Origin of the sequence: Chryseolinea serpens (assembly GCF_900129725.1) — a bacterium.
Lineage (GTDB): Bacteria > Bacteroidota > Bacteroidia > Cytophagales > Cyclobacteriaceae > Chryseolinea > Chryseolinea serpens.
In genome coordinates, this window is sequence record NZ_FQWQ01000002.1 from 690,843 (window position 1) to 715,327 (window position 24,485).

At 52.1% G+C, this 24,485-nt stretch carries 16 protein-coding genes; 6 read left to right on the forward strand and 10 right to left on the reverse strand.

Annotation, left to right across the window (positions count from 1 at the left end; all coding sequences use genetic code 11):
* Positions 1-15 precede the first annotated feature (15 nt).
* From BUB30_RS16885 to BUB30_RS16895, 3 genes are all read left to right on the forward strand, one after another.
* Positions 16-1,107: a hypothetical protein gene (locus BUB30_RS16885; RefSeq protein WP_143164962.1), complete on the forward strand. Its 1,092-nt coding sequence runs from the start codon at positions 16-18 to the stop codon at positions 1,105-1,107.
* Between the two features lie 334 nt (positions 1,108-1,441).
* Positions 1,442-3,061, forward strand: coding sequence for a hypothetical protein (locus tag BUB30_RS16890; protein WP_073136192.1), 1,620 nt, complete (start codon positions 1,442-1,444; stop codon positions 3,059-3,061).
* Between the two features lie 90 nt (positions 3,062-3,151).
* Positions 3,152-4,339 (forward strand): BamA/TamA family outer membrane protein, encoded by a 1,188-nt coding sequence (locus BUB30_RS16895; RefSeq protein ID WP_073136194.1) that lies wholly within the window; start codon positions 3,152-3,154, stop codon positions 4,337-4,339.
* 24 nt (positions 4,340-4,363) lie between these two features.
* Here the strand turns inward: BUB30_RS16895 and BUB30_RS16900 are convergent, their stop codons facing one another.
* The 7 genes from BUB30_RS16900 to BUB30_RS16930 form a co-directional block, all read right to left on the reverse strand.
* On the reverse strand, positions 4,364-5,281 hold the full coding sequence (locus tag BUB30_RS16900; RefSeq protein WP_073136197.1) for a hypothetical protein: 918 nt from the start codon (positions 5,279-5,281) through the stop codon (positions 4,364-4,366).
* A 67-nt stretch (positions 5,282-5,348) separates the two neighbouring features.
* The gene (locus BUB30_RS16905; RefSeq protein WP_073136199.1) at positions 5,349-6,458 is read right to left on the reverse strand and encodes an AI-2E family transporter; all 1,110 of its coding nucleotides are present in this window, start codon (positions 6,456-6,458) and stop codon (positions 5,349-5,351) included.
* Positions 6,459-6,599: 141 nt separating this feature from the next.
* Positions 6,600-7,091 carry a hypothetical protein gene (locus tag BUB30_RS16910; protein ID WP_073136201.1) on the reverse strand — a complete coding sequence of 164 codons (492 nt, stop codon included), beginning with the start codon at positions 7,089-7,091 and terminating at the stop codon, positions 6,600-6,602.
* A 57-nt stretch (positions 7,092-7,148) separates the two neighbouring features.
* Positions 7,149-8,525, reverse strand: coding sequence for an efflux transporter outer membrane subunit (locus tag BUB30_RS16915; RefSeq protein ID WP_073136203.1), 1,377 nt, complete (start codon positions 8,523-8,525; stop codon positions 7,149-7,151).
* A 1-nt stretch (position 8,526) separates the two neighbouring features.
* Positions 8,527-11,676 (reverse strand): efflux RND transporter permease subunit, encoded by a 3,150-nt coding sequence (locus BUB30_RS16920; protein WP_073136205.1) that lies wholly within the window; start codon positions 11,674-11,676, stop codon positions 8,527-8,529.
* A 26-nt stretch (positions 11,677-11,702) separates the two neighbouring features.
* Positions 11,703-12,854, reverse strand: coding sequence for an efflux RND transporter periplasmic adaptor subunit (locus BUB30_RS16925; protein ID WP_084138190.1), 1,152 nt, complete (start codon positions 12,852-12,854; stop codon positions 11,703-11,705).
* Between the two features lie 31 nt (positions 12,855-12,885).
* Positions 12,886-13,113: a hypothetical protein gene (locus BUB30_RS16930; RefSeq protein WP_073136207.1), complete on the reverse strand. Its 228-nt coding sequence runs from the start codon at positions 13,111-13,113 to the stop codon at positions 12,886-12,888.
* A 765-nt stretch (positions 13,114-13,878) separates the two neighbouring features.
* On the opposite strand from BUB30_RS16930, the gene BUB30_RS16935 reads away from it, so the two are divergent.
* The 3 genes from BUB30_RS16935 to BUB30_RS16945 all read left to right on the forward strand — a co-directional run bounded on the left by BUB30_RS16935 (position 13,879) and on the right by BUB30_RS16945 (position 16,011).
* Complete coding sequence (locus BUB30_RS16935) at positions 13,879-14,544, forward strand: hypothetical protein (RefSeq protein WP_073136209.1); 666 nt, start codon at positions 13,879-13,881, stop codon at positions 14,542-14,544.
* Positions 14,545-14,620: 76 nt separating this feature from the next.
* The gene (locus tag BUB30_RS16940) at positions 14,621-15,094 is read left to right on the forward strand and encodes a hypothetical protein (RefSeq protein WP_073136211.1); all 474 of its coding nucleotides are present in this window, start codon (positions 14,621-14,623) and stop codon (positions 15,092-15,094) included.
* Between the two features lie 62 nt (positions 15,095-15,156).
* Entirely contained in the window at positions 15,157-16,011 is an 855-nt protein-coding gene (locus BUB30_RS16945; RefSeq protein WP_073136213.1) for a hypothetical protein, read from the forward strand.
* A gap of 189 nt (positions 16,012-16,200) precedes the next feature.
* Here the strand turns inward: BUB30_RS16945 and BUB30_RS16950 are convergent, their stop codons facing one another.
* The 3 genes from BUB30_RS16950 to BUB30_RS16960 form a co-directional block, all read right to left on the reverse strand.
* The gene (locus BUB30_RS16950; RefSeq protein WP_073136215.1) at positions 16,201-19,509 is read right to left on the reverse strand and encodes a VCBS repeat-containing protein; all 3,309 of its coding nucleotides are present in this window, start codon (positions 19,507-19,509) and stop codon (positions 16,201-16,203) included.
* 71 nt (positions 19,510-19,580) lie between these two features.
* Positions 19,581-21,167 carry a RagB/SusD family nutrient uptake outer membrane protein gene (locus BUB30_RS16955; RefSeq protein ID WP_073137338.1) on the reverse strand — a complete coding sequence of 529 codons (1,587 nt, stop codon included), beginning with the start codon at positions 21,165-21,167 and terminating at the stop codon, positions 19,581-19,583.
* Positions 21,168-21,205: 38 nt separating this feature from the next.
* A complete protein-coding gene (locus BUB30_RS16960; RefSeq protein ID WP_073136217.1) occupies positions 21,206-24,241 on the reverse strand; it encodes a SusC/RagA family TonB-linked outer membrane protein in 3,036 nt (1,011 codons plus the stop codon).
* Positions 24,242-24,485 lie beyond the last annotated feature (244 nt).

Consider the following 24,485-nt stretch of genomic DNA (forward strand, 5'->3'; position numbering starts at 1 on the left):
ATCTCTTTATTACTTATGACTTTATCCGGTTTAAGATTCTCGAAAAACCTCCCCCTTCCCCTCGTTATTTTGTCGCTCTCCTGCCTGCATTGCTGGTCACAACCCACCGACGGTTATGTCGTCTCCTGGAACAACGACACGCTACAAGTTAAAATTCTTTATGTCGATATTCTTCACTTGCAGCAAGAATTGAAGGTAGAATCTCCAAAGGGCGGTATAGAGTCACTCTTCCCAAAGGACATCAAGGCTTTTGGGCTGTACAAAAACACGAATCTTAAACTCATCGATTTTTCCAACTACCCGATGGCGGAGACGTATAAGGATGAACCGCAGCGGGGACTTCTTGCGGCGGAATTTTCTTCCCTGAGCCGCGCCAGCAAACTTGATCTATTTGATTCCCTAAACGCACAGCGGGCCTACATCAGTTTTACCAGCATCACGATAGACAACGATTTCTCCTTCTTTGCCGAGGATGCTTTTGGAGCGCGGGATGGCATTCAGGCTTACTATTATTTTTATCTTAAAATGCCAAACTACGGGCGACAAACCTCGGCGCCGATAAAATGGCTAAATGGCGATTTCATTACCTTTAAAGATGGCCGCTACATACCTTATCCCGTGGGGGCCCAGATGAAAAAATATAGAAAGTGGCTGAGCAATCTGGTGTCTGACTACACCTTGTTATCGACGTTGGTGAAGCACAAAGAATTTCCCATGTACTACAACTTCATTATCAATTCCTATCACGAGTGGAAGATTCAAAAGTCAGCAACACCGTTGGCCGCTTCCGACACGCTCGTTGCCATGAGAGGGGTCTTTGATGCGAAGCAGTACTACAAGCCCAAGGCATTCTTTTGGCCAACCTTCGCCGGCTCTACTTTGATGTTGTTCCCTGGAGCGATCTATGGGGTTTCGAAAGTGAACAAGACTTTGAAGCATCCGGATAATATTCCCGTCCCCGATATAAATCACATCTATGCCCAGGATGAAAAATACAAGTTGGGTTACCGGGCGATGGTGACGACCAAGAATCAACGGGCAGTCGACCGGGGGGTTGTGTTGGGAACCTTGCTCTGTGTGGCAATCCTGGTGCCGCTTTCCCTATGAAAATTGCCTTAAGACGCGCCGGGAAAGGATCTGCCTGAATGTTCATTCGCCCTAGCCAACCGTTATTTTCCGATAGCAAATAGCAACCCCCGAACGGGCCATGCGCAAACCATGGCCGTCGCGGATACACTTACATCCCTTCCATTTTTGCGTTTTTCACAACGTTAATTAACGGTTAAATATGCCTTTGGCGCGCTGCAAACCGCGATGCCCTTCCAAAAGCTTTGTTCAAAAACACAATTTCTCTAATTTCATTTGGTGCCGAAGGGATGTGCTGCAAGTGTAAAAAAAATGTTTTCTCCTGGTCGTATTTGTAACCTCAAACAAGCCCCTCATGTCCCCCAAATCTCTATCGCAGGAAGTAGAGTCGAGTTGTTCATCACTGGAGGTTCTCAACCAGCTGAAACTCATCCTCTCTCATGAATTGTTCAACAATTCCGCGGTGCTTTCCAATTTTCTAAAGTATATCGTTGAAGAAACCCTCGCCGGCAATCTCAAGTCTTTAAAAGAATATACCATCGGTGTGAATGGCCTGGGCAAGAAGGCCGACTTCAATCCGCAGATCGATGCCATCGTGCGCATCCATGCTGGTCGTCTGCGGCGATTGCTGACAGAGTACTATAATGGACCCGGGGTCCAGGACAGGATCGTGATCGAGGTGGTCAAAGGCTCGTATGTACCGGTTTTCAGCCAGCGTCATTCCAGGGAAGATTTTCCCATGATCCTTTCGCCTTCCATGAATGAGATCCGGCACATCACGCTTTCAAAAGTCTCTGTAGCAATTCTGCCTTTTCGCAACCTGTGCCCCACCCATGATCACCAGTATTTTGCCGATGCACTGGGTGAAGAGTTTACACGAGTCTTTAGTACGTCGCAGGAATTTTCGGTCATCGGTCATCACTCCACGTTGAAACACGCCGAGTTGCACACCGATCTGCACACCATCGGCTTGAAGCTTCATGCACAATACATCATTACCGGTACGGTGATGAAAGACGAAAATCATTTTCGCATCACGGTAGGGTTACTGGAGACAGACCTGCGCACACAGCTGTGGTCGAAAGTTTTTGAATATGAGACCAAGGTTGGGTTCCTGCAGGTCCAGGATGAAACGATCCAGGATGTTTATACGACGTTGGGCGGCCCGTTCGGTTTTATTGTCCGGCACAGCGCGCTCACGTCAAAGACGATCTCCGAAGACGCGATAGCCTTCGACGCTGCGCTTTACAATTATCAGTTTCAAACCAACTTCTCGTTTTATAGCTATGCCAAGACGCGCAAGGTGTTGGAGGTCATCCTGCAGGCCAATCCCCAATTCGCTTTAGCGCTCGGCATGTTGGCGGAACTCTATCTCTGGGGTCACCTTTTAGGGTACCCCACGGTGGAAGACCCGGTGTCGACCAGTTTGCGCCTGGCGCACAAGGCCCGCAATATCGAGCCCCTCTCGAAACAAGCCGGCTTTTCTTTTTTGTGGGCCTCGCTATATGCGAAAGGGAACGAGAGCATTCAACACGAAATCGATCAACTCCTGAATCAAAATCCGCCCGCCACATTGGACGCAGCGAAGTTCGCCACACTGCTGGTTTGGGCTGGTCATTATGAAGGTGCCGGGCCGTTGTTGGAACAATCTATTAAACAACATCCGCATTATCCCTGGAGCTTTGATTTGGCGTTGGGACTTCTATATTTTAGGGACGGCCGCTATGCCGACGCCCTGGAAGTCATCGACCGGATCGGCGTCACCGATGTGTACCTGGTAGACCTGATAAAAATCGTTTTGTTAACTAAATCCGGATCGCCCAAGGAAGCCAAATTCTATCTGAACACCTTGGAAGAAAACTATGCTTTCGTGGCTTCACACCTAAAAGCACACCTCAGCAACTTCCTGTTCGACAAAGCACTGATCGATGAGATCCTCGATGGCGTCCGCGAAGCCCACGAAGCCCTCCGGTGATCTTCGCCATTCCGCTTAACGGTTAAGTAACCGTATAACCCTTGCCCTACGCATGCCGGGAATATACCTTTAAGTATAATCCTCAAGGTTTTGCAAGCACTACATCCCATCCTCCGCGGAGTGCCTAGTCTCCGGATTAAGCTTCATCCGATCGTCAAGAACATCTGCCCGCTTGTTTTTGGTATCCTGCTGTGGCAGACCGCTGCTGCCCAAACGACCACCCCACCCCAGGACACCGTCTCGAGTTTTGACAAGTTCAACCGGAAAGCGGAAGCACTTTTCAAGATCATTCCCGTACCCATCATCACCTATTCATCGGAAGCGGGTAATATCTTCGGGTTGGCGAAGTTCAATCTGTTTCACCCTTCAAAAAAAGACACGATCTCCAGGCCCTCCAAACTCTCGGAGGTGGTGAGCTTCTCCACCAAGGGAAGGGTGAACGTCTCCGTTTCGAACGACCTGATCCTGCATGAAAACAAATACATGATCCTGAGTTATTTCAACTATAAGAAACAGCCCGAATACCTGCTCGGGATCGGCAACGATGTGTCCCTTGACAACGCCGAGCAAGTAACGATCAACCGGATCAAGTTTTTTTCCACGGCCATGGTGCGGGTAAAGAAATTCGTCTACGCGGGCATTGCCCTGGATGTGGCTGATTATTTTAAGGTCGAGGCCGACAGTAATAGCTTTCTGATCCGCGACAACGTGACCGGTCTTCACGGTGGTACCGATGTAGGTTTGGGGGCGGCCTTCGCGTTGGACAGCCGCGACAACCGCTACAATGCCTACAAAGGCGAGCTCTTGCTGGCCACGGTTTTATTTTATCCGGAATGGCTGGGCAGCTCCTTTCAATTTGCAAGCGTATCCCTGGATGCCCGCAAATATTACAACCCCTGGTTCAAACACGTCATTGCCGTTCAGGCCACCACTACCTACACTTCGGGCGATGTGCCATTTTATGATCTCGCCCAACTGGGTGGTGAAGACAAAATGCGCGGATACTACAAAGGTGCGCTGCGCGACAAGGTTTTGTTCGATGCTCAAATCGAGTATCGCATGCCGGTGTGGAATATCTTTGGCATCACCACCTGGATCGGCACGGGACGTGTGGCCGACCAGTATAACAACCTCTCGCTCGATGGCTTCAGGCTATCGTTTGGCGGAGGCATACGGGTGCGCGTGGATACAAAAAACAATACCAACCTCAGGCTTGACATGGGCTTTGGCCCTGGCGGCGTCAGCGGTTTCTACTTTAACTTCGCCGAAGCTTTTTAAAGTATGTCACGCAAGTCCTACGACTCACGTAGGACTTACGATCTTATTGCGGATAGCATTCACTTTTTCGCTCAGCTCTTTCACCACGGCATCGTTCATGATCTCGAGCCCTTTGTTGCTCGCTATTTTCTCTTCGACATTCAATTTCTGATACACGGCGATCAATTCCTCAAACGCGTTGGCATAGTAAGGATAGTTCGGATTCTTATCGGGGTCGCTCGGATCGCTGTAGGATTTCAGAAAGTTATAGATGTTCTGCACGTTACCCCGTTGATTCAAGGCTACTTTGAACAGGGGAACCAAGATCACCGTGCGGGCGTCGCCGGGAAGCATGTCTTTGGGATATGACTCCAGGGTACCCAACACCAGGTGAAGGTTTTCGATCTGGTAAGCCGCCATGGCAATGCCGGCCAGTTTTTCTTTTTCCGTTCCCTGAAGCTTGCTGGTGGAATTTTTTAACAGATCGGTGACAACACTTTTCACGGAATCGTTTTTGGAGATGTTGTCGTTATAGCGTTTCATTAAAAATTCCATGATCCCCTTTTCGCCGCCGATCGCTTTGCTCAATTCGTGCGCAGCGGTGAAGTATGTCTTTGTTGTCTTGGCTTGCTTGTAGGCAATGCTGTAGTTCAGATCCGACAGGTAGATGCCCAGGTTCGCAGCGGCTTTCACTTCGTTGCCGGTGTATTGCACGTAGGTCTTGGGATCGCTCATCAGCGCCGGGTTAAACTCCGCTGCCGTGAACTGGACCTGGGCCGCTACTTCTGCCGGCTCCATCAGGTTGTTGAAGAACAGTTTTCGCTGCTCGGTAAACGCCGTAGCGGTGGCGGCGGCAGTGGCGGCGGCGGTATCGGCCCCGCTCTCGCGCTCTGTTGTCTCTGTGCTCTTCTTGCAGGATACAGCTGCTGATCCCAGGAGGAGAATAAATATTATCTTTTTCATATTAGGTTGGTTTTATAATTTATTTAATAATGAAAGGTCGATCACACACCCCAGTCTAGTCATGACATTAATCCTTTTCGCTAAACCTGACGATATCGGCCAGGTCTGATTTCTCACTACTCTTTCCTTCGTTCATCCAGGATTCGTAAAGCTTATAGCCCAGCGACAAGATGACGGCGCCCAGGAACAATCCCAGGAATCCCGTGGCGATGAAACCGCCAATGGCACCGAGGAACACGACCAGCATGGGCACGGGCGCGCCGCGTCCCAGCAGCAGGGGCTTTAAAATATTATCGGAAATCAACGTCAGACCACCCCAGATCAGGAACAAAATGCTCGTGGTCAAGTCGGCCGTGTTGAACACATAGATGATCATGGGGATCATCACCGGGCCAACGCCCACCTGAATGATGGCAAAGATCAGACAAAACAATGTCCAGAGTCCCGCCGCGGGAATGCCGACAACCACAAATCCTATTCCTGACATCAGGGTCTGAACGATGGCCACGCCCAAAATGCCTTTCACCACGCTACGGATCGTGGCTTCCGAAATGGCCGCCAGTTCTTCTCCTTGCTTGCCGGCCAGTTTTACAAAGACGCTCTTCAACGTGTTGCCGCCCTCCTTGGCATAGGCAAGAAACACGCCGGCGAGTATAATGGAAATCAAAAAAGACAAAATGCCTGCACCCGTTTTTGCAACGAACGAAAGCATCGCGAGGCCGGCCTTTTGAAACCCTTCCGGATGCTTGCTGACCGCCGCCTGAAGGTTTTGAGAAGCTTCTTGCCAAATGGCAACCAGCGGCTGCGCGAAAGCCGGCAGCGTCTTCGCATGCTCACCGGGTGGTGGAATGGGGCTGCGTCCCTCATCGATCATGGCCTTCAACTCCCGTACGCCATCGATCAACGACCCCGACAACATGAACGTTGGCACGAGCAGGATGGCCAGGAAAACAATCGTGATCAACGTGCTGGCCAGCTTTCCCCGGCCCCCTAATTTCGTTTTCAATTTTGCAAACATGGGATAGACCGTGATGGATATGACAAGCCCCCAAATGATCGGAAAAATGAAAGGTGACAAAATGATGAAACACCAGCCAAGAATAAACGCCAGAACGCCCAACTCGAGAAGGATCTGGACGATGTATTTAATATCCCTTTTTGCCGAAGTATTGTCCATAGATTCGCGATCGTAAGATTGTGATATACTGCCACTCAAAACACACGCACTACCCCGGTTTGTCTGCATCCGGAATTTCACCACACATCGTTATGCCGGTTCTCATTCCGAAAAAGAAGAAGAGCCCGTTGGCCCTCGCGCTCAGTTCTTCACCAGCGCAGACGGGGGTGGCGCTTTTTTATTTGCCTTGGGTTTATCGGCCAGGTACTTGTAGAAAAACAACCGGATGATCTCGCCGTCGGTCAACGTGACCGATGCGCTCATGCCGTTGCTGATGTCGCGGAGTTCTTCTTTTAACACGCCCTCGGAATTCTGATAAGCCGAGCTTACTTTTTTGTCGAACTCGTCATAGCTGCCATCCATTTTCTGGACCTGCAGCCGGCCTGTCAATTTTCCGCCCGCCACCTCGACCTTGCCCATAAAACACTGTGAATAGTCGGGGCTTCGAAGGGTGATGATCACTTCTTGTGTGCCATCGGGAACATCATTGGCCCCCCGCTCTTTAAACAGGGTGTACCATTCCTTAAAGCAATCGCCACCACCCCCAGCAGGCTTAGCTGCCTTAGCTGGTTTAGTTTGTGCAAACACGCCAAAAGAGAAGAGGCTGATAAGAATAGCTAAGATTGGTTTCATGACATTTACGTTTAATTGGTGTTTGTATAAATTCAATTTCAAATGATTACCGCATGGCTACCAACCTCCACCCAACGCTTTGTACAGACGCACAGTAGAGATCAATTGATTTTGCAACGCGATGGATTTTTCAAGTTGAGAATTATACAATTCCCGCTCGGAATCCAACACCTGCAAAAACGACGTGTACCCATTATCATAGAGCGCTTTTGAAAGCATCAACGACTTCTCCGTAGCGGCCACTTGCGTGAGACGCGCATTGAACTCGTTGCGATAGGTTCGGATCTGCGCCAGCGAATTTTCTACTTCCGAAAACGCGTTGAGGATCGTCTTTTCATAAGCATAGCTCATTTGTTTTGCTACGGCCCGCTCGGCTTCTACGCGGCGTTTGTTTTGCCCGAAATGAAATATGGGGCCTGTCAACTGACCTGCTATGGATCCGATAACAGCATCGGATTGAAACAAGTTGGAGAGGTCCGGGCTGGCCACACCCAGGAACCCAGTTAAGTTCAACGAAGGAAAACGCAAGGCCACCGCGACGCCGACCTTCTCGGTTTGGGCGATCAGTTGTTGCTCGGCCGACCGGATGTCGGGTCTTCGTTCCAGCAATTGAGAGGGCAGTCCGCTGGGGATCTCCGCCGGCAGCTGCTGGGCGTCGTTCAACAGGCCGCGTGCAACGGGCGAATACGGTTGTCCCATCAAAACATTGATGGCGTTCTCGGTTTCAATCAGGGCGCGCTCGATGGCATACAATTGGGCTTCGGCGGAAGCCGCCAGTTGTTCGGCCTGTAGTTTATCCAACTCGGCCACTTCTCCATTTTGAAAACGGAGTGTGATAATATCGAGATAGGCTCTCCGGCTCTCTACAGTTTTTTGAGTGATGACCAGCCGCTCGTCCAGTCCGCGCAATTGAAAATACAGTTCAGCAACCTGCGCCACCATGCTGATGTAAAATGATTTCCGGTTTTCATCCGACGCCAACAGATCGGCATATGCTGCGCGGTTGGCGTGACGGAGTTTTCCCCACAGATCAATCTCCCACGAAACATTGCCCAACAACGAATAGGAATTGGTAGGGAAGATCACACCGGCCTGGTCCGACAGATTCCTAAGATCATTGACGCGCGCCCGCGCAGCATAGTCCAGGAAAGGCCAAAGGTTGGCTTTGTTAAAACCGAGTATGGCCTTTGATTGCTCCATGCGGGCCACGGCGATCTTTAAATCCAGGTTCTGGTCGATGGCGGTTTTGATGAGCGATTGCAGGGCCGAGTCCTGGTACACGTCCCACCATTTTAGGTTGGTGATGGAATCGGTGTGTACGGCGGTTTGCACATACGCCGCATTTTTTTTCGAATCGGGTCTTGCATATTTAGGCCCTACAGCGCAAGCTGCCAATGTCACCCAGAGTATCGCGATGAAAATATTCTTTTTCATATCAATGAGCAGGTTCCGTTGGTGGCACAGGGGACTCGGTACTTTTCTTCTTTGCTCCGATGCTTTCGATGAACACAAACAAAGCCGGAACAACGATCACCCCGATGATGGTGGCGAGCAACGTGCCCATGAACACCGCCATGCCCATCACTTTCCTGGCTTCGGCACCGGCACCGGCAGCAGTGAGCAGCGGAACGGTGCCCAACATAAACGCAAAGGAGGTCATCAGGATCGGGCGGAGCCGGAGCTTGGCTGCCTCCAGGGCCGATTCATACAAAGGCTTGCCTTGTTCGTAGAGCATCTTGGCGAACTCCACGATGAGGATGGCATTTTTCGCCGTCAGCCCGATCAACATCACCAAGCCGATCTGGGCAAAAACATTGTTCACATAACTCGGACTCCAAAGCCCGCCAAGCCACAAGCCAAAGAAGGCTCCGAAAATCGCAGCGGGCACACCCAACAGCACGCTGAACGGGAGCTTCCAACTTTCATACTGTGCAGCCAGGATGAGGAACACAAATACCAGCGCCATCAGGAACATGGTGCCACCCGTTCCCTCGGCTGCTTTTTCCTGGTAGGACATGTTGCTCCACGCAATGCCCAGTTCTTTTGGCAACGTCGCCGCTACTTCCTCCAGGGCGTGCAACGCATCGCCAGAACTGTAGCCTAGCGCCGGCGCGCCTGAAATTTCTGCTGCGCGAAACATGTTGAACCGGTTGGTATAGGATGGCCCGGTGATGTCGTTCACGCTCGCCAGCGTATTCAAGGGTATGATCTGGCCCCCGCGACTTCGAACATAATAGCGTGCAATGTCCTCGGGTACGAGCCGGTCCTGGGCCTCGGCCTGGATAAATACTTTGTACTGCCGCCCAAACCGGTTGAAGTCGTTGATGTAGCTACTCCCCAGGTAGGTGGAGATGGTGGCGTTGATTTCCGACAGGTCGATATTCAGTTTTTCAGCTTTGTCGTAGTCGATGACGATTTGTTTCTGGGGTACGTTCGACCGGTACAACGTATAGACATTGCCGATCTCGGGACGCTTCCTCGCCGCGGCAACGAAGTTCCGGGCTTGTTCATCCAAATACTGCGGCGTACTTCCCGAGCGGTCCAGGAGCTGGAGGGTAAATCCCGATGAAGTGCCAAGGCCTTCAATGGCCGGCGGACCAAAGGCAAACACGGTCGCTTCCGAAATGGTGTTGCGGACCGCGAGGTTCACATGTTGGATCATGTCTTTCGCCGTGAGCTTTCGCTCATCCCAGGGCTCCAGCGAAACAAACACAAAGGCGTTGTTGGGCGAAAAAGAAGAGGTGAGCATGCTGTAGCCGATGATAACCGTGGTGTAGCCAACACCTTCCGTCTTGCTCACGATCTGCTCTACTTTGCGGGCCACTTCATCGGTGCGCTCCAGCGAAGCCGCATCGGGAAGTTGCACGTTGACCATGAAATAGCCTTCATCTTCTTCGGGCACAAACCCACCCGGGATCCGCTTGCCCAAAAGCGCCGTGACGCCAACAATGACGCCGATGATGATGATCGACCGGATCGATTTCCGGGCCACGATGCCGGCCACACCCGTGTAGCCCAGCGTGAACCGATCGAAAACGCGATTGAATCCATCGAAGAAACGTTGCAGCCACCCGGTGGATTTCTTTTTATGTTTTAACAGGATCGCACTCAAGGCGGGACTGAGGGTGAGGGCGTTGAAGGCGGAGAACAATACGGAGATGGCAATGGTGATAGCAAATTGCTGGTACAACCTTCCCGTGATGCCCCCGGCAAACGCAACCGGCACAAACACAGCAGCCAGGATCAACGCGATGGCCACCACCGGCCCGCCCACTTCCTTCATCGCTTTTTGTGTGGCCTCCTTCGGGTTCATGCCATGCTCGATGTTGTGCATCACGGCTTCCACCACCACAATGGCATCGTCCACCACCAGACCGATGGCCAGCACCAGTCCCAACAGCGAAAGCACGTTGACCGAGAAGCCCAGCAACGGAAAAATGATGAACGTTCCGATCAACGACACGGGAACCGTGAGCAGGGGGATGAGCGTGGCGCGCCAGTCTTGCAGGAAAAGGAACACCACCAGGATCACCAGCACGACGGCTTCGAACAGTGTGTGTATAATTTCTTCGATACCCACCGACACGGCTTGTGTTGTATTGAGCGAGATATCGTACTTCAGATCTTCCGGGAAACGCTTTTCCAATTCCGCCATGGTGGTCTTCACCATGTCGGCCACTTCCAGCGCATTGGATCCCGGCATTTGATAGACAGCCAGCGTGCTGGCGGTTTTCCGGTTGAGCCGGCTGAAGGAATTGTAATTCTCCATGCTCAACTCGATGCGGGCGATGTCTTTCAGCCGGATGATCGAACCTTTCTCGTCCGACTTCACAATGATGTTCCCAAATTCCTCTTCGGTCACCAACCGCTCCTGGAGCAGCACGCTATAGGTATACTCAACGCCCTTGGGTGTGGGTGGTGCGCCAAACTTTCCACCCGGCGCGATCGCATTTTGTTTCTTCACGGCATTGACCACGTCGTTGACAGTGAGGTCAAGTTTGGTCAGTTGATCGGGATGCAGCCAGATGCGCATGGAGTAGTCCGAACCACCCAGGAGCATGACATTGCCCACACCCTTTATGCGCGCGATCTGATCGAAGATGTTGATGTTGACAAAATTGTTGAGAAACAATCCATCATAGGTCGAGTCGGGCGAAGACAGGGACACCAGCACGATGGGAAAGCCCGACGATTTTTTTGTGGTCACGCCAAAGGCTTTTACTTCCGTGGGCATTTTGGCGTTGGCTTGCGATACCCGGTTTTGGGTGAGCATATTGGCATTGTCCAGGTCGGTGCCCACTTCGAACGACACCTGCAGGGTGAGCGAGCCATCGGTGGCGTTGATCGACCGCATGTACAGCATTTCTTCCACGCCGTTCACTTGTTGCTCGATGGGTGTGGCCACGGCCTGTTCCACGTTCACGGCATTGGCGCCGTTGAAGGTGGTGGTTACCTGGACCATGGGAGGTGTGATCTCGGGATACTTGGAGATAGGAATACTCCCCAGGGTGATCAATCCCATGATGACCATCAGGATGGAGATCACCATTGCTACAATCGGCCTTCGGATAAAAAATTCGCTCATAGAAAAGGGAGGAGTTTAATTTTCAGCTATTCTTTAGGAGTATCCTCCCGCCACTTCATTTCCACTTCTTCAATTTTCGAATTGGGCGTCAGACCCAACGTACCGACCACGGCCACCTTATCGCCTGCCTTTAGCCCTTTCGTGATGATGTAGGCATCGTCAACCTTTTGCCCGACTTCGACGATCCGGGTTTTCAATGTACTCGAGTCATTCACCACAAACACCTGCGAAAGACTCTGCAATTGAAGCACCGCGCGCTGTGGCACCAGGACCGCTTGCGGAGAGGTGCTCAGGAGTACACGGGTTTTCACAAACAACCCCGGACGGAGCAGCGCGTCGGGATTCGGGAAGATGGCTTCAATGGTGAGCGTTCCGGTTTTCGGATCGATTTCGCGGTTGGCAAAATTCACTTCACCCTTGTGGGGATAAAGCGATCCATCGGCCAGGATGAGTTGCACATTCTTTCGGGCTGCCGCCAACTCTTCTTTCGACATTTTGGCAATCCGGAGATATTCACGTTCGCTGATTTGAAAACGGACACGAACCGAACCCACGCTCGAGATGGTCGCCAGCACAGAGGTTGACCCTGCGCGGCTCACATAGTCGCCTACGCGCGCGTTGGAAATACCGATGATCCCATCAAAGGGCGCATAGATCCGTGTGTACCCATATTCTATCTTCGCATTGCTCAGCGATGCCTGGGAAGCACTCACTTGCGCCTGCGCCGCCTCAAACGATGCGGTGGCGTTGTCAAGGTCCTTCTTGCTGAGGGCGTTGAGCTCCGTTAGCGGCTTCACGCGACTGAGTTCATTTTGGGAACGGACCAATTCCGTTTTCGACTTCGCGAGCTCGCTGGCTTCGCGGTCGACGCGGGTCTTGTATTGAACATCGTCGACCACATAGAGCAGGTCGCCTTTCTTCACGGCCGATCCTTCCTTGAAATTGACCGAGGTCACCCACCCTTCCACACGGGCACGGATCTCGACATCGGATAGTCCATACGTCTGCGCCACAAAGTCCTCATACAACGGCACGTCTTCCACTACAGCCTTTACCACATTCACTTTGATTGGAGGGAGGGTTACGACAGCTTTTTCTTTGCACCCCGCAAACACAGAAACCAACAGAAAGAGCCCTATTTTCCGCTTCGCGCTCAAGATCGTATTGGATGGTTTCATTCCTTATTCGTTTTTAGTTTTGACCATGTTGTTACGCTAAAAATTTTAAAATCTCTTTTTCGAGTTCCCGTTGCAGGTCTTCATACTCGCCCAACCCTGCATCATTCTTGTTGCCTTTCTTTATCTCCAGGATCTTGCTCGTGCATAAGATATGTTCAATGCAAACTTCACGGAACGATTCATTACTCAGGAATAGCGCATGGATCCTGTCCTCACGATCGGGAAAGAGTTGAATGATCGAATCTAGTTTCTGAGCCAATCCTTTTTTGATTTTAAATAAAGGTATACCGACCCCTCGGGCACGGCAAGGGTTATACGGTTACTTAACGGTTAAGCGAAGCCACGCCAGGCATTGTCTTCGCCATGCTTTTCCGGCCGCGTCAACGGTAGCTCCCGGGTCGGGTGAACAACATGCCGACACATCTTCATCAACCGTCATGACACCCGCGACCGGCGATTTTCCCGGACTCCACAAATTGCCTGGGGAATTTTGGTCCAGTCTATGCGCACATCTTTCGAAGAGAAAGAGCATAAATGAATAACCCCGGACTTTAGTCCGGGGTACATAAGTCATGTCCAATCACGGGCTTTAGCCCTGACCACGCCGATGATTTGGCAGACAGCGATACATCCAGAGGGAAAGTCAGTCCGCCAGTTGGCGGACCGTCATAAACAGGTGTCTGTACCCCCCGGACTAAAGTCCGGGGTTATTCAAGATATTATATGGCACATTGTATTCCGAACAATAGGCTTAAAGCCAGGCTCACTCGCCTATACGCTTTCGCCTTCAAAGATGTGTGCATAGACCAGGCCTAAAGGCCAGGATTATTCATTCGCCAACGCCTTCTCTCTTCTAAAAAAGATGTGTGCATAGACTAGGGAATTTCGGTGGGAGTGTTTAACGGTTAAACGTTTCCCTTGTAACCGTTTAACCTTCCATTCTGTAGGTTGAAGTCGGGGAGCAGCCTAGCTTTATGATCGTTTATAAACCCAAAAAGACCCTCTCCACATAGACCATTTTCCTATGTCAAAAAAAACGATCTTCTTCATGCTTGCCTTTTGCGCACTCGCGCTGGGGCACGCCGCATATGCGCAAAAAACAAGGTTGAATCTATACGGCGCCTATGTCTTCGATGACAAATTCGATTCCTACTACAGCAGCTCCAGCTACTATCAGGGCAAAATCAAGGGTGGATTTCAATGGGGCGGCGGCATCGAATATTCCTTGCGGCCGGAATACGGTGTAGAGGTGTTATACCTGCGCCAAACTACGCATGCTCCCACCACCTATGCCAGCAGCATCGGGACCACCCGGGAAACGGATTTTGATTTAGGGCTGAACTATATCATGTTGGCGGGTTCACGTCGTGCATTCGCCAGCAACGAAAAGGTGGAGGGTTATGGCGGGTTGATGTTGGGGATGCTCATTGCCGACCTCAAAGATCCCGACTCGGGTCGCTCCGCCAGCGCTACAAAATTCGCCTGGGGTTTGCGCCTGGGCGCCACGGTCTGGGCCACTGAAGCCGTGGGCATCAAACTGCAGGCACAACTGCTTTCGGCCGTGCAGTCCGCAGGGGGTGGCTTCTACTTTGGAACGGGTGGAGCCGGCGCAGGGGTCTCCACGTATTCCACCATCTACCAGTTCAGCCTCGGCGGCGGCCTGGTATTTAAAGTGGGAGCAAAAGAATAAACACTGGAATGTTTTCTTCTCAAGGTCTGATGCTTGACATACGGACGATATACTTACCATGAAAAAAATAAACCCTATGAAAAAGCTGCTGTTGATTATCACGTTCGAAATGCTTGGCTGTTTTGTCTTCGCACAAAGCAACAAGGAGGAAGTCGACCTGTTTCAATCCGTTTTCGGGATGGAGAAAAAAGCCGTGGTAGCCGAATTTATAAAATTGGAAGGCCCACAGAAAGATGCCTTCTGGGCTGCCTACGACAGCTACGAAGCCGAACGCAAGGCCCTCGGCCAAAAGCGGATCGCGTTGTTGAACAAGTACGCCAACAGCTATGGCACACTGGACGACGCCGGCACGGATGAGATCGTGAAGGAGACGATCGCGCTCCAAACGCAGACCGACAAGTTGATTGTTGACTACTATAAAAAAATCAAAAAGGGATCCGGCGTGAAGGCTGCCGCCCAATTCTATCAACTGGAAGGCTACATTCTCAGTAAGATCCGGGCCACCATCATGGAGAACATCCCCCTCATTGGCGAAATGGATAAAAAGTGAAGCGATCATCATCCCCCATGAACGGATTACTAAAACACGTACTTACCGGCATATGCCTCTTTATGTCCCTTGTTGCCCTGGCACAACAGCTCCCCTCAAACCGCATCAAGCCGGCAACGCTGTATCATGCCGGCGACACCGTGCGCTCACCGCGACTGGGGGTGCAAACGCAGATACCACAAGGGTGGAGTGGCGTGCTGCCACGCGACACGGAAGTCTTTCTGCTCATGCCGGAAAGCAATACCGTGGGTGAGATCTATGTGGTGGTGAATGAAAAAATGGATTTAGAGAAACAGAGAAAACGCTGGGAGGCCGGCACGGAACTATCGCCGGGATTAATTTTGCAACCGCAAGGCGCGATCACTCCCCGTGGCGCGGATGTTCTTACCGTGGTGGGCAAAGTGACCGGGGCAAACGCCAACCAGCAGACCAAGATCTACGCCGAAGCAAAGTGCAGCCCCGTGGGGTTCTGCATCACGTGCCTGGCGACCTCGGATGCGCAACACATCGACAACGTAAAAAAAGCCCTGCAGTCCCTGATCGACAACACCGTTTTTCAACAACCGTCCAACGAATCGCCCTTTGCAAACTTTAATTGGAAGAAATTTTTGGACGGAAAAATATTACTGGCGATGGGCTATGAGGCCAACAGCAAGCGCGTCGATGAAGTGGATTTGTGCGCCGACGGTTCGTTCCGCTCCGACATCACGCGCACCGGAATTTTCAAGGGACAAGCAAAGGGATACACAGGAAAGAAACGTGGTTCATGGCACGTCGCCAGTCACGGCGAAAAAGCCGTCATCACGTTTACCTTCGAAAAACTTCCGGATGTCGACATCGAGCTGGAAGCAAAAGACGAAGAGATCTACATCAAAGGCGTCCGGTATTTTGTGGGCGAGAGCGAGCGATGTAAGTAAGCGGACTCTGTTTATTCCAATTGAAAAATTCCAACGGACGAGGGAATGTGAAAATCGGGCGTGGCCGATGCCGGCGCGACCCAGCTCATCCCTTGCATCGCCTCTTTCTCCAGATTGATTCCCATACATTACCGCGGTACCAGCTAGCACGCAGTGTACTGTTTCGATTCACGTTGGAGAACCTGGGCACTATCGCTTACTTTTTTTGAAAGCCAAAAGGGGTCCACTATTTTGCGTGACGACGATCAGATCGCCGTTTCGCTGTTTCACGTTGCGGATATGCCTGGCGTCATGCTCCACCCAAAACCCGCTGTGTTGGGGCGACAGGGGTTGAAACCCGCCTTTTCCGTCTCCCAATAAAATCACACCCACGCCGGCGTCGTGTTGACCTTCCACGGGTTCGATGGTGAAATCATTGCCCACCATCAGAAGATCCTCCTGACCATCGCCGTTGATGTCGCTCACGAGGATATCTCTCACCGGGGCTTGCTGCACCACGGCCGGCAACGGCGCCAGTTTGAATTCAAAGTCCCCTACGTTCTCCAGGATCAGGCTTTGTTGCTGATAGGCCCGCACCGTTAGTTTCACCTGGTCTTTCACCGGGGCAATGACGTCGCCAAGCGAAGCGTTGGCAAACGCCTCGAAGGTTTGATATCGCTTTTTGAACATCGGCACCTGTCTCATCACGTCGAACCAGGATGAGGTTGGATATTCTACGCCTCCTGCATAGTACGCCGGCAGGGCATCCCACCGGTTGTTGTTGTCAAAGTCGCCGGCATAAATGGAAAAGGGCTTCTCCTTCGTGAACCGGTAGCGCGAATTGAGTCCGACGTTTCCGGCCACCAGGTCCATGTCGCCATCGCGATCGATGTCCAGGGCGGTGACGGCGTTCCACAAGCCGTTCGAAAATTCCAACGAGGCGGGTTGTTGTTGCTTTAGCGTTCCCTTTTCATTTTTAAAAACCGTGATCGGCATATACTCCCCAACCAAGATCAGGTCGTGCCAGCCATCCCGGTCCAGGTCTACCCATGCGGCGTCGGTCACCATGCCGATGTTTTGCAAACCTGGTGCAACCTGGTTGGTGACATCCGCGAATTTCGCGTCGGTGTTGCGCAGCAGGTAGCTCACGCCCGGTTTCGGAAATTCGAGGGATATCAAACGGCCCGCGCGAAAAATATCGAGGTCGCCATCTTTGTCAAAGTCAAAAGGGACAACGCACGATCCGCTATGACGCATGGCGGGTAAGCGGGTGGTGTCTGCTCGATAGTTGCCTTTGCCATCGTTGAACATCAGGCGGTCTTGAAGAAAAGGTGAGTTATCATAGTGTTCGTTTGAACCGCTCACGATGTATAAGTCTTCATCGCCGTCCTGGTCGGCGTCGAAGAAAACCGCGCCCGTGTCCTCTTCATTTTTATCTTTTGTTTGAAGGACAGGTTTTTCCGTGAACGTTCCATCAGCGTGCTGAAGAAAAATGTTCCCGGCAAATTGATAGGAGCCCCCTACAAAAAAATCGTCCAGGCCATCTTTGTTCACATCGGCCACGGCCAGGCAAGGGCCTTGCTGCGATAGCTTGTGCGGAAGCAAAGGCTCGACATCATAGTCCATGTAAAATTTCTCCCGGTCGATATGCGCCAGATGACTGGCGCTATCCACTCTTTGCAGTAACGGCTGCATCCTGTTTCCGTTTTTCAATGTCTCCGTTCCGCCTTCTGAATATTTTAGCGTGAGGATCTGGTCTGTTTTCACGTTCCGCAGCACCTGGCTTTTACCGTCGGGCCAAATAATCTCCAAGGAGTCGATGATCGCATGTTCGCCGAGTCCAAAATGGAGAATGTAGTCAACGGAGGATTGATAGCCCCGCGTCACGCCCATGTGTTGTCGTTGCAGTTGTCCGTTTGCATAGAGCGTGACGATGCTGCCCAGCCCCCGGGTGTTGCCAGGGGAACCGTTCAATTTGATTTTCAGGTAATGCCCGTCTTGGTTGGTATTCCGCAGGATGAAGGCCGGTGCATTGATGTTGTTCACCACGATGTCCAAATCTCCATCCAAATCCAGATCACCCAACGCGGCGCCGTTGGAAAGTGACTCGTTTTGCCCCAGCCACAGGGCCGACTTGTCTTCAAACGTATTGCCACCGGTATTTTTAAAAAGATAATTACTCTTTTTAATGGAGGGCATTTTCTTAGCGCCCTCCCGCATGCTGCGGTCGGTTTCCGACGGTGTGCTCTTGGTTGCGGTTTGATTGTTGTGGATGATGAAATCCATGTCGGTGATGTCGCGCAGGTAGCCATTGGTGACGAACAGATCTTGTAAACCATCCTGGTCGAAGTCGGCGAACAACGGCGCCCAACTCCAGTCGGTGCTATGCACACCGGCTTGTTGCCCGATCTCTGCGAAGACCGGCGTATGGGTCTCGTCGTTTCCAAGATTCACCTGTAGCATATTGCGCATATACTGAGGGTGATAGCCAGCGCGGGTCATGGCCTCAAAGGTGTTGGGATTGGCTGGACCGGCCATCTTTTTTCGCTGCACCGCATCCGCCGGCAGCATGTCCACCACCATCACGTCGGGCAAACCATCGTTGTTGAAATCGCTCACATCGTTGCCCATGGAAAACTGGCTGTGGTGTCTGAAATATTTCCGCGCCGATTCGGTGAACGTGCCGTCGTGGTTGTTGATGTACAGGTGATCGTTGGCCAGAAAATCGTTCGACACCAATATATCTTCCCATCCATCGCTGTTGAGATCATGGATAGCCAGTCCCAACCCAAACCCATCGTGAAGAATCCCCGCTGCCTGCGATACATCCACGAATTTACCCCCTTGATTTTGCAACAGCCTGTCGACCGACGCTCCCTTGCCGTTGTCGATGACGGGGGTGACCTTGTTGGGATTACGGACGGTGTTGGTGCTGGTCATCAGGTAGGCATCGAGGTCGCCATCTTTGTCATAGTCGAAGAAGGCGGCCTGATTGGTGTAGGTCGTATCGGCCAGTCCCCACGATTGGGCCTCTTCGCGAAACGTCATGTTGCCCTGGTTGATGTAGAGTTGATTGGCGCGTTTGAGCGCCGGGTAATTGCCGGACTTGCAAACATAAATATCCAGCAACCCGTCGGCATTGAGATCCACCAGTGTAACACCCGTGCTCCATCCTTGTTTCCGGATGCCGGCAGTTGGTGTGACGTCTTCGAATTTAAAATCGCCTTTGTTCAGGTAAAGCCTGTCGCCCACGCGGTTGCCCGTGAAATAGAGATCGGGCAGCGAGTCGTTGTTCAGATCGCCAATCGCCACGCCCCCGCCATTGTAGACATAATAAAAATCCACGATGTTGAAGGTGTCGTCTTCGGCAATCGCGTTGTTGAACTCTACCCCCGAATCGGCGGGGTCCACGAGGGTAAACAACGTTTTTGGCTTAGGTTGGTGACAGGCCGCGAGGGACAGAAGTCCTACAAGAGAAAAGAAGGTCTGCGGTATGGAGGATCTCCAGGCTTTTATCATGGACAAAGATAAAAAACAAAAGGGCCAGCCTAAACCGGCTGGCCACTTTCATTTGGGTTAAACAATTGTTCTTATTGCCACTGCGGATTCTGCGTCACGTTCTTGTTACCCAGGATCTCCTTCAACGGGATCGGCAATACATAATCTTTTGCCTTGGGTGTACGCCCTACGTTATAGAGGTTTGAGTAATGGGTGATGTAGTCGCCCAGGTAGTCGGGTGTTCCGCCAAAGGTGCTTTTGCGTCGCAGCTCGGGGTAGAGCACTTGTTCGAACACAAACTCCTGCATGCGTTCGGCTACGATGGCATCGCGCATCGCACTTTGACCCAGGGCTCCGACCGGTGACAGGCCCGCGCGATCGCGCACGGCGTTGATGCCTGTGGTGGCATCGCCGGTCTGGCTTTCGTTGCACGCTTCAGAGTGGCCCAGGAGCACATCCGCCAGGCGCAGATAGATGGTGTTCTTTTCCGTGGCCGTCCACGAACCGCCTACGTGCATCTCGGTGATCTTGCCCGACCATGCCTTTCCAAAAACAAGCTCGGTCGGATTTTCAGGATTTGCATTGGGATCGACAATACCACCAAAGCGCGACAGGTTATAAGACGCCGTCTTGCTCCAACGCACGATGGGATAAGCACCCGCGGCGGTCTTCGCTGTGCGGGCGGTGGGATACGATTCCACGAAGGTGCCCGCGATGCGCTTGTCGCCGTCGTCATAGGCCGCTCTGAAATCCTGCGTAGCGCTCAACCAGCTCCAGCCTGCACCGCCGTCGTCGGTTGGCAGATCTTCGGGGTTGAAGTGGGCAGAGTGGTTGCTGTACTCGTTGGCGTTTGCCTTTGCCGAAACCTGTCCTTCAAAAATTCGTTCACCCATGTTCTCGTGATCGGTGTCGAAATTGTAGCTGAAGTCGCTGAACAAGGTCAGGCCGCTGTTGTTGATGATGTCCTCGGCCGTGACCTTGGCCTCTGCCCATTTTTTATCCCACAGTTGGGCCTTCATCAGCAAAGTTTTCGCAGCCCACTTGTTGGCTCTTCCCAGGTCGGCGCCGGTGTAGGCGTTGGGCAGCACGGCAATAGCCGCTGCACAATCGGAATAGATCAGATCGATGATGGCGCGTGTGCCCCCGCTGTTGGACGCCAGGTTGCTCAAATCCTTGGTGCCTTCCGTGGTGAGCGGTGCGTTGTCGAAATAACTCAACAAGCCATAGTAGTAGAACGCTCTCAGGAAGTACGCTTCACCTTTCAGGCGCGCGATGAGTTCGGCGTTGGCCGGATCGACAATGGTTTCGGCCACGGCCAATATTTCGTTGGCCCGGTTGATCGACCGGTAGCTTTGACCCCAATAGGCTTCGATCACATCATCCTGTCCCGTCACATTGCCCAGGTTGTATTGCAGGGGTTGTTTTTCCCAACCCACCTGAAAGCCTACGAGGCATTCGAACACGTAGCGGTTGTAGAAGTAGTTGAACCAGTCCGAATTGCCCATCGTCAAATCATCATAGATGGCATTGACACCGAGCTTCAATTCGTTGGCCGACTTGTAAAAGCTATCCGGACTGATATAATCCGGCGTCTCATCCAGGTCCGAGCAGCTCATCCCCACCAGCAACAGGGAGGTCATGATCGAGAGCAGGAGTTTTTTTCTTACTATTTTTTTCATGGTCATTTTCATTTTAAAGTTGTTCACTAGCGCTCCCATTAAAAACCGATGTTAAGACCCGCGGTGAATTGGCGCGAGCGAGGATAAGCATCGTAGTCATCGCCACGGTTCAGGTTGTTTTGTCCCTGGTTGTTCACTTCCGGATCAAAGCCTGTGTATTTGGTGATGATGAAGAGGTTTTGTGCACTCACATAAACACGCGCCTTGCGAATGAATTTCGGTACGGGCAGGTTGTAGCCCAGCGAAACATTCTGCAGGCGGATGAAAGATCCGTCCTCAATAAAGAAAGAAGACCGGCGGTAGGACGCGAAGTCACGCTTGGCATCCACGGCCGGACGCGGCGCGTTGGTGTGCTGCGGTGTCCACGAATCGGTGAGGATGTTGGAGATCTCATTGATCTTTTGCGCGCCGTCGCCAATCTCGGATTGTTGCAGGTTGCGCACATCGTTGCCTTGCACGCCGCGAAAGAACACGGAAAAGTCAAATCCTTTAAAGCGCACCGTAGAGTTCAAACCCCAGGTGTATTTGGGATTGGGATTGCCCATGATGGAATAGTCATCGGCCGTATAGCTGCCGTCTTTGTTTTTGTCTTCATATACCGGGTTTCCCGTTTCGCTGACGCCGATAAATTTATAGCCTTTCCATACGCCAATGGCATTGCCTGCTTCCACCCAGCTTCCGTCCACGCCAAGGTGGCCGCTGGTGCTGGTGGCATAGAAGGGAGCGCTTTCGCCAAGGTCCTCAATTCTGTTTCGGAGGATCGATACGTTTGCGGCCACATCCCAGGTGAGTGCACCCTCGTTGATGACCTTGGTGTCGACGGAAAGTTCAAAGCCTTTGTTGCTGAGGGAACCGGTGTTCTTCAACAAGGTGCTGAAGCCCGTGCTTTGCGGAATGGATACATAGAGCAACAGGTCGGTCGTGAGGTTGTTGAAATAGTCCACCGTCACATTCAGTCTGTTTCCGAGGAAGCTCATGTCGATACCGGAGTTGAACATGCGGGTTTGTTCCCATTTCAAATCGGCGTTGGGCATGCGGGTGGCGGCATAGCCGGAGACCAGCACGCCGTTGAAGACGTAGTTACGCGGGCTTAGGTCGGACGTCGACTGATAGGCGGGGATCTGCGAGTTACCCGTAATACCATAGCTCACCCTAACTTTAAGGTCGTCGAAAATGTTCGACAGGCCGGCGCTTTCAAAAAACTTTTCGTTCACCACACGCCATCCCAAAGCAGCCGACGGGAACGTTGCCCATTTGTTGTTGGGACCGAACTTGGTGGAACCGTCGCGGCGGGCCGTCAACGTCAGCAAAAAGCGGTTCTGGAAATTATAGTTGATCCTTCCCAGGTAGGACCGCAGTCCCCAATCTACGCGCGTCGAGTTTCCGATCTGCGGCAAGGTTCCGTTTTGAAAATTCAGCGACTTGAAATCGTCCGAGTCTAGACCGCGAATGGCCTGCGAGGCCGACTGGTTGTCTTCCCGCTGCGTGGTATAGCCCAGCATCACTTCCAGCGAGTGACCTTCTGCGATCGTTCGGGAATAGGTGAGGATGTTTTCGTTCAACAGGTTGACAAGGTTGCGATCAAAGCGTTGAAGCTCCCGGCCGTTCTGGCGTCCGAGACGTGTCTTGCTGTTGTAGAACGTATTGCGCGTGGCGTTGAGCACGTCAAGCCCCAGGCTGGTTCTGAACTTAAGGTCTTTCGTGATGTTGAAGGTCAATGCCGTGGTACCAAAGAAACGATTGGTCGCATCCTTGTCGACACCTTCCTTGGCTTCCGCTACGGGGTTTATGGTGAAGCGACCATCATAGAGCGGGTAGTTGTAGTTTCCGTTGGCGTCGTATACCGGAACGGTGGGATCAAGTCCCAGCGCGGTGATGATGATACCACCGGGACCGCCGCGATCGGTAGGAACGTTGTTGGACGTGGTGCGGGCAAACGACCAGCTGTTGCTCAGCGTAGCCTTGCCGTTGAACAAGTTGTTGTCCAGGTTCAGGCGAAGGCCATAGCGTTTGAAATCGGTGTTGATGATGAGACCTTCGTTGTCCATATAATTACCCGACACCGCATATTTCGCGTTGGCATTTCCCCCCGAGATCGAGAGCTGGTTGTTCCAGATGCTTCCGGTGCGCGTGATCTCTTTCATCCAGTTGGTGCCGTTGCCAAAGCCCTGGATCTGGGCGTCGGTGTAGCGGGGATTTCCGCCTTGGCTCACATCGAGCGTGTTGAGATATCTTCCGTAGTCGGAAGCGGGCATCATGTCGATGTTGTGCGAAATGGTTTGTGAGGTCATCGACGTTTCAAAGTTCACGTTGGTCTGACCGTCTTTTCCACGTTTGGTGGTGACGAGCACCACACCGTTGGCTCCGCGTGAGCCATAAATGGAGGTTGCCGACGCATCTTTCAAAACTTCGATCGACTCGATGTCGCTGGGGTTAAGCGATGCCAGCGCATTCTTGGCTTGACGATCGCCGCCCGTGCCATAGGCAGCGTTGTCGGGATAGATCGGGAGGCCGTCTATAACATAGAGTGGCTCGCTACCGCTGATGAGTGAGTTCGCACCCCGGACGCGCACGGACAAACCGCCGCCGGGTGCCGATGAGGCTTGTGTTACCTGAACACCCGCCGCCCGGGCCTGCAGACCCTGCTCCACCGACGTGACGGGCATGTCTTTGAAGGCGTCGCTCTTCACGGAAGAAACCGATCCGGTGAGATCGCTCTTCTTCACAGTGCCATAGCCCACGATCACCACTTCTTCCAGGCTCTTAATATCCTCTTCCAGATTTACATCGATCGTCGAACGGTTGCCTACGACAACGTCCTGATTTTTGAAACCGATAAAACTGAAGGTGAGGACAACATCCGCCTGATTCACCTCGATTTGAAACACCCCGCGTGAATCGGTAGTCGTTCCCTGCGCAGTCCCCTTAACTAAGACGTTTACGCCAGGAAGGGGGTCGCCTTGCGTTGTCGTTACTTTGCCGGAGAGTTTTGTTTGCGCAAAGGCCTGCGTTGCCAGCAGGATGCCCAAAAAGACCACCAGTAATTTTGTGAGTGACTTGTAGTTGTCTTCCATAGAGTTAGGTGAAAATTATAATCACACAAATTTTACGGAATCGATTGCAAAAATGATGGACTATACACGGTTAAAACTGGATTATTCTCCTGCTGGTAATTGTCTGTTGACACACCAAAGTGGGCTGATCGGTAGAAAAAAGGGGTTATTTCAAATTTTGTCGTTTAGGCCTCAAATCTCAAATAAGTAAAATTGTCCAGTTCGGAGCGCGCAGAAGCCATCTCCTCCGCAACCGCGTCTGCAC

What these genes read in the sequence shown, in the direction of transcription:
- BUB30_RS16885 (WP_143164962.1), top strand. Translation starts at nt 16, where the DNA reads ATGACTTTATCCGGTTTAAGATTCTCGAAAAACCTCCCCCTTCCCCTC.
- BUB30_RS16890 (WP_073136192.1), top strand. Translation starts at nt 1,442, where the DNA reads ATGTCCCCCAAATCTCTATCGCAGGAAGTAGAGTCGAGTTGTTCATCA.
- BUB30_RS16900 (WP_073136197.1), bottom strand. Translation starts at nt 5,281, where the DNA reads ATGAAAAAGATAATATTTATTCTCCTCCTGGGATCAGCAGCTGTATCC.
- BUB30_RS16905 (WP_073136199.1), bottom strand. Translation starts at nt 6,458, where the DNA reads ATGGACAATACTTCGGCAAAAAGGGATATTAAATACATCGTCCAGATC.
- BUB30_RS16910 (WP_073136201.1), bottom strand. Translation starts at nt 7,091, where the DNA reads ATGAAACCAATCTTAGCTATTCTTATCAGCCTCTTCTCTTTTGGCGTG.
- BUB30_RS16915 (WP_073136203.1), bottom strand. Translation starts at nt 8,525, where the DNA reads ATGAAAAAGAATATTTTCATCGCGATACTCTGGGTGACATTGGCAGCT.
- BUB30_RS16920 (WP_073136205.1), bottom strand. Translation starts at nt 11,676, where the DNA reads ATGAGCGAATTTTTTATCCGAAGGCCGATTGTAGCAATGGTGATCTCC.
- BUB30_RS16925 (WP_084138190.1), bottom strand. Translation starts at nt 12,854, where the DNA reads ATGAAACCATCCAATACGATCTTGAGCGCGAAGCGGAAAATAGGGCTC.
- BUB30_RS16935 (WP_073136209.1), top strand. Translation starts at nt 13,879, where the DNA reads ATGTCAAAAAAAACGATCTTCTTCATGCTTGCCTTTTGCGCACTCGCG.
- BUB30_RS16940 (WP_073136211.1), top strand. Translation starts at nt 14,621, where the DNA reads ATGAAAAAGCTGCTGTTGATTATCACGTTCGAAATGCTTGGCTGTTTT.
- BUB30_RS16945 (WP_073136213.1), top strand. Translation starts at nt 15,157, where the DNA reads ATGTCCCTTGTTGCCCTGGCACAACAGCTCCCCTCAAACCGCATCAAG.
- BUB30_RS16950 (WP_073136215.1), bottom strand. Translation starts at nt 19,509, where the DNA reads ATGATAAAAGCCTGGAGATCCTCCATACCGCAGACCTTCTTTTCTCTT.
- BUB30_RS16955 (WP_073137338.1), bottom strand. Translation starts at nt 21,167, where the DNA reads ATGAAAAAAATAGTAAGAAAAAAACTCCTGCTCTCGATCATGACCTCC.
- BUB30_RS16960 (WP_073136217.1), bottom strand. Translation starts at nt 24,241, where the DNA reads ATGGAAGACAACTACAAGTCACTCACAAAATTACTGGTGGTCTTTTTG.